This is a genomic window from Roseibium marinum, assembly GCF_002906165.1.
Taxonomy (GTDB): Bacteria; Pseudomonadota; Alphaproteobacteria; order Rhizobiales; family Stappiaceae; genus Roseibium; species Roseibium marinum.
The window spans coordinates 21,520-33,863 of record NZ_PPCN01000010.1 but is presented as its reverse complement, the minus strand read 5'-3'; the positions used below and the strand labels follow the sequence as shown (position 1 = coordinate 33,863).

Below are 12,344 nucleotides of genomic sequence, written 5' to 3'. Positions count from 1 at the left end.
CGTTATAATAATAAAGATTTTCATCAAGCTTTATTTATATCGGTTTTGGAGTATTTCCAATGACTACAAACCATTCAGACCCTAATGATTCCGCCCATCAAGGACCAAAAAAGGACAAGACCATAACGGCAGTTTTTTACAAGATTGCCGCTTGGCTTGCCGATGTAACGAAAACCGTTCACCTGCTCAGGGCACAAATCATCATCGTCTTAATTTCCATATTTCTTTTAAGTTATGAGCAAACAATTGATGAATACCGTGCCTTGTATTCCAATGTGTTCGAACCTGTTTACGCGGAGAAAAGATGGATTTCCATTGTCACTCTGTTGTCGAGCACAGCAACCTTGTTTGTTTTCTTCCCGTTTACGATCTGGTTCACCTCACGTTGGCTAACAAACAGGAATGACAACGGCAGCTGCCTGCAAGTGGATTTGAATCAGGACTACCGCTCCGAGAATGATACGAGAAGCTGGACTCGACGATGGCTGCCTAGAATACTGGCGGTGGCTCCGCTGCTCACCGTTGCCTATGCTGCCTGGAAGAGCGGACAGATCACCCAAGATAAAACACTATATATCCCCTCATTATTCTGTGTTTCGCTTTCCGCCGCTTGGATTTATTTGCTCTTTGCCAGAACAAGACATGGAATTTTTTCTTTTGTTTCAATACTTCTCGAGAAGGAATTCAGAGACCTAAGGTATATCTTTCTAACATTCTTGGTCGTCAATATTTTTGTTATCCTTAATTTCGGTATTACGATACCACAAACTCTTGGTATTCTAACCTACGGTGTCGGCTTTTTTATAGTCATCCTGATATTTGCAACCTATCTTGCATGGGGACATATGCGCACCAAAGTCCCTTACATGATTTTACTTGGTCTCTGGACCGCTTTCCTTGCCTATTATGACTGGACAAACAATCACGAAGTTGAACCGCTTCTATCCATTGATGCGGATAATCAACCCCTCGAACTCCATGCTGCATTCGACGCATGGCTGAACCATAAGACCCATAATTCGGCAAACATTGCCGCGGATCAGGAAATACCGGTTTTTATCGTCGCGGCCGCTGGTGGCGGAATTTATGCTGCTCAGAACGCCGCCTTTTTCCTCAGTAAGCTGGATGACAGCCTAGCCTCCGAAGGCTGCGGCCTATTCTCCAAGCACGTATTTGCAGTCAGTGGCGTATCCGGTGGCTCGGTCGGCGCAGCGCTCCATGGAGCGCTGCTGAAAAATCAGCTCATTGCGATGGGCAAAGGAAAGAAGTGCGCAAACGAGGAAGCCCTCCTCGAACCCAAGCTGTTCAAAATTCTCAATGAGGATCTTCTTGCGCCTATCGTCGCCAATTTTGTCACACTCGATTATCCGCAGCGCTTCTTGCCAACTTGGCCCATTTCCTTTCCTGACAGAGCAATCGCCCTTGAAAATGCCATCCTTTCTGCGGTTTCCCGTCATGAGGACGGATCAAGGCAGTATCTCGAAAATGCTGCCAGCTTGCATTGGAAAGCCGATAGCGGGCTTCCAGCTCTTGTTCTTAACACTACCGAACTGAATTCTGGCCGAACTGTTGCATCCTCTCCCTTCAAACTGCACGGTCGTTATTCTGACAAAAATAGACCTGTAACAGGCTTCCCGCAAGAGGACGCTACATTCCGGGAAATTCTCGCAAAGCGGCCTGAGAGACATACTATTTACAAGCCGATGGAAAACTGCTCCGACCATCCAATCAAATTGACCGACACTCAGCGATTTGAGAAAAACCGGGATCTTTCGCTGATCCAAGCCGCCGTCCTGAGCGCGAGGTTTCCCTATGCTTCACCAGCAGGAGCCCTGACGCGGCTCACATTATCTTCAGAGTGCGCTAACACGGAAGAAGGGAAAACCAAACAGTTCAGGCTTTTTGCAGCCGAAACACAATATATCGACGGTGGCTATGTTGAATCCTCCGGGACGGAGCAAGCCCTCAGAATCGTAACGCTGTTAAGGGACCATGTCCAGTTCGGCTGCCCAACGGGCAGTGGGGAAAGCATGTGGTGCAAGGTCAAGATCCATATGATCACTATCAATCTGCGTACAGACCGCTTGATATCGGATACATCCTATGGACTGGGCCTCACGCCACCAATGGGGCTTCTGAAAACCTGGTCTCAACGGTCTCAAACCTCCCGGGAAGTGGCCTCTGAATATTTCAACCCCAAACGTTCCCGTTCAGGCATCGGAAAACTTCATGTGATTGAGCCTTATGACGCATTTAATGAAATACCGTTGGGGTGGCGTCTTTCGGAAAAAAACTCAGAAAAACTGCAAAACTTCCTATGTGACGGTCAGCAAGCCGACAAGATGCTCCGATTGCTCAAGCTTGTCTCACCGGACACTCCGGTAACACTCGCGTGTAAACCACCGACGTCCAGAGAAAGCGACGATCTATGATTATGGCTTTAGCGTCCACCAACCGCCGTTTCAGCTAGTTTCCCTTAGACAAAAGAAAGTCGGTGCAGGCGGAAGCCCGCACCGGCTATCCTTCAGACCGCCCCGGAGGGGGTGGATGTCGGGCAGCCTGAAACCGGATTGGCTTATTGCGCCGCGACAGAGCTCTCCGCCAGGGTGGGATAGTCCGTGTAACCCTTCTCGCCACCGCCATAGAATGTGTCCCTGTCGGGCTCATTGAGGGGGGCGTTCTTTATCAGCCGGTCGACAAGATCCGGGTTGGAAATGAACGCACGGCCGAAGGCGACAAGATCAAGCGCACCGCTTTCTACGGCCTCGATCGCGGAGGCGCGGTCATAGCCGTTGTTGCCCATTCTGGTTCCGTCGAAGAGCGCGTAGAGCGCTGCAAGATCGCCGCCTTCGGGAATATCGCGCGGACCGCCGGTCTGCCCCTCGACCAGATGGAGATACGCCAGCCCGTAGGTGTTCAGCAGCCGGATCGCATGGGAAAATGTTTCCTGCGGATTGCTGTCGGTGATGTCGTTGGCGTTGGAGAACGGGCTCAGCCTGATGCCGACACGGTCGGCGCTCCATGCTCCGGTTACGGCATCCATCACTTCCTTGAGGAACCGCATGCGCTTTTCAACGGAACCGCCATAGGCATCATCACGCTGGTTGGCCCCGTCCTTCAGGAACTGGTCGATCAGATAACCGTTCGCGCCATGAACCTCGACCCCGTCGAAGCCGGCTTTGCGAGCGTTTCGCGTTGCCCTGGCGAAATCTTCCGCGATACCGGGGATCTCGTTTTCCTCCAGTGCCCGCGGCATCGGCGTGTCGATGAACTGGGTGCCGTCGAAGGTCTTGGAATTCGCGGCGATGGCGGAAGGGGCGACCGGGTCAACGCCGCCGGGCTGGAGAACGGGATGCGATATCCGGCCGACGTGCCAGATCTGAATGACGATCTTGCCGCCTTCGGCGTGGACCGCATCGGTCACCTTTTTCCAGCCTTCCACCTGGTCATCGGAATAGATGCCCGGCGTCCAGGCGTAGCCCTTGCCCTGGGGGGAGATCTGCGAGCCTTCGGTAACGATCAGCCCCGCACCTGCCCGCTGGCGATAGTATTCAACATGCAGGTCATAGGGCGTATCGTCTTCGGCGCGCGCCCGGTTGCGGGTCAGCGGCGCCATGACAACGCGGTTTTTCAGGTCGATCGCACCGGCTTTTGCCGGAGAAAACAATTTCGGTTCTGACATGAACACATTCCTTCGAGTGTCTGTTAGTTTCGGGTGGCCTGATTATGGATCGTTCGGTCCATAATCAGGCGCATTCGTTTAGGGTGTAACGAAGCAGACCAGAGACGGTTCCTAGGGAGAGAGCACCGTTTTGGCCTGCTTCAGGGTGTCGGCTATGCGATCGGCGGGAATACCGGCCTTGCGCAGGGCAAGGGTTCCGATTGCAAGTGAGGTATAGGCGCGTGCCCTGTCGCGGACGGCGTCGGGGTTCTGCGGATCAATCGCCTTTGCAAAGATCTCCTCGATACTTTCAAGATGACGGCGGCCGAGTTCCGCGACCTTGGCGTCATGGGGCGCGAGTTCCGTGACGCAGTTGACCAGGAGACAGCCTCTCGACCCGCCATGTGGATCCGAGATGGCCTCCATCATCGCCTCGACAGCATCGCCTTCCGTCGCCTCCGCAATCTCCTTGAGATTACGGATACCGTTTTTCGAATACTGTTCGACCGCCCTCAGAAAGAGGGTCTGCTTGTCACCGAAGGCCCCATAGAAGCTTGAACGGCTGAGACCCATGGCAGCGGTCAGGTCGTCAAGGGAGGTCGCTTCGAAGCCGTTCTGCCAAAAGACGCACATCGCGGTTTGGAGTGCCGCAGCTTCATCGAAGTTGCGCGGCCGTCCCGGTCCAGGCGCCTTTTTTCCAGGCAGGTGTTTTGAAGACATCAAGTCGGACATGACCCTGATATGGACCATGCAGTCCGGAATGCAAGATCTGTAAATCCGGTTTTGGACTGATCGTTTCAGATTTCCATATCAACGGAGGCGAGATTGCCGGGATCACATCCTGCAGGAGCCGGCATAGGCGTCGCCGACATCGTCAAAAACCCGCGCTACAGCTTCCATTTCGTAGAGCTTGCTGGTGCGCCTCACGCCTTCGACCAGATAAAAATCCTGGATCGGAAACTGGTTGGAGTTGAAGCGAAAATCCCCGCGCACGCTTTCGAACGGCGCGGAGCTGATGACGGACAGCAGCGCTTCCTGTTCCTTGATGCCTCCGGTCAGTTCGAGCGCGAAATGAATGAGCCTGGCGGCGTCATACCCTTGCGCGGCGTATACCGACGGCTGGTATTCGTATTCCCTGCCGAAGTCGCGCACGAAGCGCTTGTTGGCTGGATTGTCCAGGTTGGGCGCCCAGTGAGAGGCGGAAAACAGGCCCTCGGCCATCTCGCCGGTATAGGGCAAAGTCACAGCATTGATTGTCTGGGACGACAGAAAGGGAATGATGCCCTTCAGGCCCGAGACGTGAAACTGTTTGACGAGTTCCACCCCCATGCCCCCCGGCATGAAGGCATAAATCGCGTCCGGTTCAATTTCGGCGATCTGTGCAAATTCTTCTGAAAAATCTGTCTGCCCGAGCTTGGTGAATATCTCAAGGGCGATCTGTCCCTTGAAATGACGCCGGAAGCCGACCACCGCATCGCGGGCGGCTTCATAGTCCGGGGCGATCGTGACAACCTGCTGATACCCTTTCAAACTCGCATACCGGCCCATGGTTTCATGAACCTGGTCATCCTGCGAAGCCATTGAAAAGAAATAGCGGCTGCAATTCCGGCCGGCAATTGGCGCCGGTCCGGAATGGGTTCCAATGAAGAGTGTTTTCGACCGCACCACCGGGTCGTGGACTGCGAGCATGATCTTGGAAAAGTTCACGCCGACGAGAATATCGATGCCGTTTTCATCGATCAGCTTGGTCACCTGCTCGAGGGCATAGGCAGGATCAAGTTTGTCGTCGACCACCAGCACATTGGTGGGCAGGCCGCCCAGCGCGCCATTGGATTGCTTGACGGCAAGCATGAATCCGTCGCGCATCTGCTCGCCGTAAACCGCAGCGGGGCCTGACAGGGTCGCCATCAGGCCGATCTTCAATTCCTGAACCTCCTGCGACACCGCCATCTGGCACACCAGCATCAGGCCAGCCACCAGACTGATTACCTGCGTGAAAAATCGGAAGATGCAGCGTTTCATGGTGTCTTGCCCGTTCGTTCCAGTTGCTGCCCAGCTCCAGGTCAACCTGCTTTCGCCGAAGCATCGTATCCCGCGTTCGAATGAACGCGGGATGCTTCAGCGTTTATCCCCGCGGCGCGTCAGCAAACGATTCTCCCATGATTATGGCAAAGACTGGTTAGGCTTTTGCAAACAGACGAAAACCGCATCACATACGCGTCACATTCGCGCGAAAATTCCTTGGAGCTGCCGCAATGCAGCCCGTCTCCCGGCGCATTGACGGCGATTAATGGTCTCATCGAATAGTCGACCGCTCCGGGCATGCCCAAAAACGCAGTTTCAGCAGGAGGGCCACATGTATTCTTTTTCCGCACCAGCCACCGCTTGCGATCCGTTTCCCGACAACAGTGCGGACACCGCCAACCTGCCAGCGACCAAAAGCGATCTGCGGCTGGTTGAAATCCGAAAACCCGCGACTGACGGACCACAGGCCGACGAAGGGTCTTCGCCGCACGGCCTTGCGGAAAAAATCCTGCAGATGCACGCAATGGCCGACGGTCCCGACCCCGAAGAGACCCGCAGGCCGAAGCTTGTCTCATCCGAGAAAGAGGCGGCGCTTGAGATCCCGAGAGTTTTTCAGCGGACGAACAAGAGTGACACTCCCCCGGAACTGGATCACGTTACCGCCGGTTCGGCCAAAAGCGGACACCCCTCATCCGAGCCGGTACGCCATGGTCCCGGTTTCAGGGCGCTGATCGCCAGCACGCTTGTCATCATCGCCTGTGGCGGTGGTGCCCTCGCGCTCGCCATGACCGGTCTGCTAGGAAACAGCGAGAGCAGTTCCAAGGAGATTGCGGCGCAGCTCACAGCAGCGGAAACGACAATCGAACGCCTGATTGAAGAAGCTGCCCCTGACCCGGGCAGTTCAACACCTGACCTTGCGGCCACAGAGCTGGCGGGAACGGCCGATGCCAACGGGCTTCAGATAGCCAGAGCCAAGGACAAGTTGCGTGAAGCCTTCGCGGCTCAAGGTCTGACGGCCGCAACGCCGCTCAATTCGGCCACGGCAGTCGACACCAACGCGGCCGGGTCCCCGGAAGGCAAGATCCAGGCACGGCTGGACCTCCGTCAGATTTCCGTACCCGCCGCAGCAGCCGAAAGCGCCACGCAAGATCTTCCGGTCCTCGCCGCTCCGGCAAATGCCGTCCCGGTAAATTCCGCCCAGACATCAGCAAGTGAGGCCGGACCGGCCGTCGGCGCCACACAGGCCATGTCGGTTCAGGAGGTTTCGGAAGCCGACGGGAATGCAGCCGCCGCGGTAACCGGGGAGACACGGAACGCCGATCCTTCCTTTCCCAACTCCGGCAAAATTGCCGCAGCCGTTAACCTGCGGCAGTCGGCGGACAAGAACGCGGAAATCCTTGCCGTCATCCCGGCAGGCGCAGACGTCCGGTTCGGCGATTGCGGGGCATGGTGGTGTGGCATTCAATTTGAGGGACAAACCGGCTACGTCGGCCAGAAGTTTCTGGAAAAGGCCCCGCAGGTCGATTGAATTCGACCGGCCCGGGTAGAGGCTTGTTAAGCTGATACAGGCACAATGCACCCATTATCGCCACACTCGCCGGACGGCGAGGGAATGAGTGCCCGGCCTTGAATACTCCGGGGAAAGCTCCGGCCAAGTTCAGGAGACGGACCATGTTTACCCCCAGATCTGCCCGCTTTGCCGTTATCGCGTTCGTGGTCCAGTTCACCTTCCCTGCCCCTGCTGCTTTCGCGGACGGCACCGACTGCGTGACCTATGCCACCGATTACGCCAATGCCCGCATGGGCAGCGGAGATGTTGTCGGAGACGCGGTCGACGGAGGCATGGCGGGGGCTGTCGCGGGCGGCGCATGGCGCGGACCTTCGGGAGCCCGGCGCGGGGCGCGGGCGGGTGCGGCGCTCGGTGTCCTGGACAATCTCGGTTCCCTGCCGGGGGGATGGCAGGCGCTTTATGACATGGCCTACCAGATGTGCCTGCAGCAAACCTCGGACGTGAATGCCGCCCCGCTCTACCCGGCGCCGAACCTGGCCGCACCTTCACCCGATTGCCGGTCCTCGGCCAGTGTCAATGCGCCTTTGAGAAAAACGCCGGACGGAAGCATTACAGCCGGATCCGGCTTCGGAAACTGTCAGTAGCAGGAATTTCCAAGGCGATTGCGTCGTGGAAGACGCCTTTCCGTGCCCCGAGCCCGGTTGACCTCGCGGGCGAAGCGAAGTCAACTGTGGCCGATTTCAGCAAGGCATTGCCTTTTCACAAGCCTCAACGACGACAGGACTTTTGATGACCCGCCGCGCGCTCTTTTCTCCCCGCTTTGCCGCTGCCGCTCTGGCCGGTCTCTTCCTTGCCGGGTCGCCTGCCCTTGCCCAGCAATGTGGCGGCGATTTCAGACAGTTTCTGGCTGGCGTCAAACAGGAGGCCGTCGCCAAGGGCCTTTCGGCGCGTGCGGCAGACCAGACGCTTGCCGGGGCGCAGATCGACAGGAAGGTGCTTTCCCGCGACCGGGCGCAAGGTGTCTTCAAGCTGACCTTTCTGGATTTCTCCAAACGGGTCATCTCCGGTTACCGGATGAAGAACGGCGCCGCAAACATGAAAAAATACGCGGGCATCTTCCAGCGCACCCAGCAGGACTACGGCGTGCCCGCTCCCGTCATTACCGCTTTCTGGGCGCTCGAGACCGACTTCGGCGCCGTCCAGGGAGACTTCAACACCGTCAACGCCCTGGCGACACTCGCCCATGACTGCCGCCGCCCGCATCTCTTCCGTCCTCAACTCATCGCGGCGATCGAGATGGTCCAGCACGGGGATCTCGATCCCCGTAACACCACCGGTGCCTGGGCCGGTGAAATTGGCATGGTGCAGATGCTGCCCGAGGACATCATCAAGTTCGGCAAGGACGGCGACGGAGACGGCCATGTGAAGCTGAAGGAAAGCGCTTCCGACGCGATCCTGACCGCCGGTGCCTTCATTCATCATCTCGGCTGGCGCAAGGGCGAACCCTGGCTCCAGGAAGTGACCGTGCCGCAGAACCTCGACTGGGCATCCACCGGGCTTGACAAGACCCGGACAGGGGCCCAGTGGGCGTCGCTCGGCGTGCAGCCGCGCTGGGGGCAGATTTCCGCAAACCTTCCCGCATCCCTCCTGCTTCCGCAGGGACGCAAGGGTCCCGCCTTCCTCGCCTATCCGAACTACAACATCTATCTGGAATGGAACCAGTCGTTCATCTACACGACCACCGCCGCCTATTTCGCCACGCGCCTGGCCGGTGCACCGGTCTACAATGCGGGAAATCCGGAGCAAGGCCTGAACGATGCGCAGATGAAGCAGCTTCAGACCAAGCTGACGAACAAGGGCTACGATGTCGGCAAGATCGACGGCATTCTGGGCTCGGGCACCCGCGCCGCCGTCCAGGATGTCCAGCAGAAGCTCGGCATGCCCGCGGACGCATGGCCGACGCCGGCATTGCTGAACAGGCTGTAGGTTTGCTGATTGGCAGCAAGGACGGCCAAAGCATCTTGCCCTCATTCAGTTGAACGCAACCAAGATGCTCAGTGAGTTGCTTCAGGATGCAGGCGCCACTCAGACAGCGACGCCAAAAAGCCAGCCCACGCCCGCCGTGACCGCCATAGCGAAGACGCCCCACACCACCACGCGCAGAGTGGCCCGCAAAACAGGTGCCGCACCCGCTTTGGCTCCTAGCGCGCCAAGAGCAGCCAAAGCGATGACAGTGACGACAAGGACGACCGGAATAATCGAATTTTCGGGTGCGGCAAAAGCAGCCAACAGGGGTATCGCCGCGGCAACGCTGAACGTCGCCGCAGAAGTAAACGCCGCCTGAAGCGGGTTGGCCGCGTGCGCTTCCGACAACCCGAGTTCGTCGCGGACATGCGCATCAAGCGCATCTTTCTCGGTGAGTTCCCTGGCAACCACGAGGGCTGTCTTTTCGCTCAGCCCCTTCTCCTGATAGATGGCAGCCAATTCGGCCAATTCCGCTTCCGGAAACTCCTGCAAGGCACTCTTTTCCCTGGAGATATCGGCCTTCTCAGTGTCCGATTGCGATGAAACGGATACATATTCACCTGCCGCCATCGACATCGCACCCGCCGAGAGCCCGGCGATGCCCGCGATTATGACCGTGCTCGGGTCCGGATCGGCTGCAGCCACGCCTATTATCAATGACGAGACGGAAACGACCCCATCATTTGCACCAAGAACCGCGGCACGTAACCAGCCGCTGCGTGTTATGTAGTGAGGTTCCCCCGGATGAGCGGACGCTTCGGGCATTTTGTTGCCTTTCGAATTTGAACTGAGCGCCAATGGACCACAAACCGGGCGCAGCGACGCTCAGCAGGTTGGAAAGCGCCTATTCCACCCTGGCCTTGTCGTCTCCGGGCGCCGCCTCCATCACGGTCGGCTTGCCGCCGTCCCCGAGCAGGAACACGGTCAGAATGCGCGCGGGTCCATCGCCCGTGTTTTCTCCCCGATGGGTAACATCCATGGCTTCCAGCAGGCCGTCTCCCTCGCGGTAGACCTTCTTGCCGATCTCCTCGTAGGTCACCGTAATCTCGCCTTCCAGGATATAGGCGAAAAGCGGCGCATGATGCTGGTGCCATTCGGTGACCTCGCCCGGTTCCATCGTGACGACCAGCGCCTTGACGGACGGGTTATCTTTCGGAAAGGCAACCGTTTCCCCGGCAATCGTCTCATCGCCGGAATACACCTCCTGCACCTTTTCATAAGGCGATTTCGCCGCGGCTTGCGCCTCGATCGCGGCCTTGGAACTGGGTTTTGCGGCCGGTTGCGAGGGTGCCGGTTTGCCGCCGGGCGTGATCGACTTGTCGGCCGCCGGCGCGGGCGATCCGGCCAGCAGAAGGGCAAAGCCAAGGCAGATGGGAAATTTGGTCCAGGACATGATTGTCTCTTCCGAAATCGCTTCAGCCGGGAAGACACGCGCGCCTTGCCGACGTTCCACTGTCATACGTCGATACTGTCACCGGGCGCAATTGTCATCATCGCACCGGAGGCATCGCCGAGCTCGCGGGCAAAGGCGTCCGAAGTCTGGTCGAGGACCGGGAATGTGCCGAAGTGGCAAGGCAGGATCGCCTCGAACTCGAAATACCGACTGCAGGCCATCGCCGCCGTTCTCGCGCCCATGGTGAATCGGTCGCCGATGGGAACCAGTCCGATCCCCGGCCGGTAGATCTCGTTGATCAGCGCCATGTCGGAAAAGATGTCGGTGTCGCCCATGTGATAGAGAACCTTTTCACCCGACGCTTCGATGATCACGCCGTGCGGATTGCCCAGGTAAATGGCCTCGCCTTCGCTCTGCTTGGAGGAAGAATGATCCGCCCGCGTCAGCGCGACCTTGAAAGGTCCGGCGTCCACCTTGCCGCCGGTATTCATCGGGCTGAAATTTTCGACGCCCTGGCGGTTCGCCCACATGCAGATTTCAAAATTAGCCGTCAGCTGCGCACCGGTTTTCTTCAGTATCTCGATGGAATCGCCAATGTGATCGTCGTGACCATGGGTCAGGACAAGATGGGTCACCCCCTCGGCGACCTGGTCAACGCTCAGGCTGTCCGGAAAGGATGGATTTCCCGTCAGGAACGGGTCCATCAGGATGGAAGCGCCGTCGATCTCGATCTTGAATGCGGAATGGCCATACCATGTGAGTTTCATCGATGTCTCCCGATACCGTTCTCAATAAGCGCGGATGCTATCAGCCGCCGCGGGACTGCAACAAGCCTGATGCCGGGTTTCCGGTTCAGCCAAACCGACACAACATCGTGACCGGCCGCCGGGAATGCCCAAACGCCGTGAGTTGTGCCGGAAACCATCGGCGGCGGTAGCGGATTCCCTGCATATTTTCAGATGACCGTAACACTTCCGCTCACCCTCTGCATGCTCAACGAACCGGAGCGCGCATGTACAGACATCAGGATTGCCGGAGTTCCCAGAGCTTGCAGGTTTTGGTGCTCGCATACGCTCACGCTGATATCTGGATTGCGGGTCACGCGATGACGCTTCGCGTCACGCTGCCCGGAATGACTGCGGAGTTTGTCAGCAGTCCAGGGCGGTCATCTGACCGGCTTTTCATTGTTTTGCTGGCATGCGCCGCAAAGCCCTGTTAGAGCCGTTCAATGGCAAACGACCCCGCGCTTTCCCTTGAGGACTTCATCGCCGCACTTCCCGCTGGCGGCCGCCTGATCGGTCTCGATCTGGGCACCAAGACCATCGGCCTGGCGCTGTCCGATCTCGGCCGCGGCATAGCCTCACCGCTGGAGACCATCCGCCGGAAGAAATTCACCGCCGACGCGGAAAAGCTGCTTGAGATCTGCGAAAAGCACGAAATCGGCGGCATGGTTCTCGGCATGCCTTTCAACATGGACGGCAGCGAGGGGCCGCGCGCCCAGGCCACCCGGGCCTTTGTCCGCAATCTTTCCCCGAAAACCGACCTGCCGATCACCTACTGGGACGAGCGCCTGTCGACCGCGGCCGTGACGCGCACCCTTCTGGAAGCCGATTCAAGCCGCGCCAGACGGGCAGAAGTCGTCGACAAGATGGCCGCCGCCTATATCCTGCAGGGCTTTCTGGACCGACTTGGTTTCATGGGACTAGATACCTGAGACACCCCACCATTGC

Annotated in this window: 11 protein-coding genes; 5 read left to right on the top strand and 6 right to left on the bottom strand. The window is 57.9% G+C overall.

Going from position 1 to position 12,344, the window contains the following annotated elements:
* Positions 1-59: 59 nt before the first annotated feature.
* Entirely contained in the window at positions 60-2,432 is a 2,373-nt protein-coding gene (locus CLV41_RS19950; RefSeq protein WP_103224194.1) for a hypothetical protein, read from the top strand.
* Between the two features lie 143 nt (positions 2,433-2,575).
* Here CLV41_RS19950 and CLV41_RS19945 read toward each other — a convergent pair whose 3' ends face one another.
* From CLV41_RS19945 to CLV41_RS19935, 3 genes are all read right to left on the bottom strand, one after another.
* A complete protein-coding gene (locus tag CLV41_RS19945; RefSeq protein WP_103224193.1) occupies positions 2,576-3,682 on the bottom strand; it encodes an alkene reductase in 1,107 nt (368 codons plus the stop codon).
* 111 nt (positions 3,683-3,793) lie between these two features.
* Complete coding sequence (locus CLV41_RS19940; RefSeq protein WP_103224365.1) at positions 3,794-4,381, bottom strand: TetR/AcrR family transcriptional regulator; 588 nt, start codon at positions 4,379-4,381, stop codon at positions 3,794-3,796.
* Positions 4,382-4,495: 114 nt separating this feature from the next.
* Complete coding sequence (locus CLV41_RS19935; RefSeq protein ID WP_103224192.1) at positions 4,496-5,683, bottom strand: ABC transporter substrate-binding protein; 1,188 nt, start codon at positions 5,681-5,683, stop codon at positions 4,496-4,498.
* 334 nt (positions 5,684-6,017) lie between these two features.
* On the opposite strand from CLV41_RS19935, the gene CLV41_RS19930 reads away from it, so the two are divergent.
* The 3 genes from CLV41_RS19930 (at position 6,018) to CLV41_RS19920 (ending at position 9,182) form a co-directional block, all read left to right on the top strand.
* Positions 6,018-7,214, top strand: a complete 1,197-nt coding sequence (locus tag CLV41_RS19930; RefSeq protein ID WP_170107264.1) for an SH3 domain-containing protein — start codon at positions 6,018-6,020, stop codon at positions 7,212-7,214.
* A 143-nt stretch (positions 7,215-7,357) separates the two neighbouring features.
* The gene (locus tag CLV41_RS19925) at positions 7,358-7,840 is read left to right on the top strand and encodes a hypothetical protein (RefSeq protein WP_208987626.1); all 483 of its coding nucleotides are present in this window, start codon (positions 7,358-7,360) and stop codon (positions 7,838-7,840) included.
* Positions 7,841-7,985: 145 nt separating this feature from the next.
* Positions 7,986-9,182: a lytic murein transglycosylase gene (locus CLV41_RS19920; protein WP_103224190.1), complete on the top strand. Its 1,197-nt coding sequence runs from the start codon at positions 7,986-7,988 to the stop codon at positions 9,180-9,182.
* A gap of 99 nt (positions 9,183-9,281) precedes the next feature.
* Here the strand turns inward: CLV41_RS19920 and CLV41_RS19915 are convergent, their stop codons facing one another.
* The 3 genes from CLV41_RS19915 to CLV41_RS19905 form a co-directional block, all read right to left on the bottom strand.
* A complete protein-coding gene (locus tag CLV41_RS19915) occupies positions 9,282-9,986 on the bottom strand; it encodes a VIT1/CCC1 transporter family protein (RefSeq protein ID WP_103224189.1) in 705 nt (234 codons plus the stop codon).
* A 79-nt stretch (positions 9,987-10,065) separates the two neighbouring features.
* Complete coding sequence (locus CLV41_RS19910; protein WP_103224363.1) at positions 10,066-10,614, bottom strand: cupin domain-containing protein; 549 nt, start codon at positions 10,612-10,614, stop codon at positions 10,066-10,068.
* Between the two features lie 62 nt (positions 10,615-10,676).
* The gene (locus CLV41_RS19905; protein ID WP_103224188.1) at positions 10,677-11,381 is read right to left on the bottom strand and encodes a metal-dependent hydrolase; all 705 of its coding nucleotides are present in this window, start codon (positions 11,379-11,381) and stop codon (positions 10,677-10,679) included.
* Positions 11,382-11,842: 461 nt separating this feature from the next.
* On the opposite strand from CLV41_RS19905, the gene ruvX reads away from it, so the two are divergent.
* On the top strand, positions 11,843-12,328 hold the full coding sequence (gene ruvX / locus CLV41_RS19900; RefSeq protein WP_103224187.1) for a Holliday junction resolvase RuvX: 486 nt from the start codon (positions 11,843-11,845) through the stop codon (positions 12,326-12,328).
* The last annotated feature ends 16 nt before the right edge of the window (positions 12,329-12,344 follow it).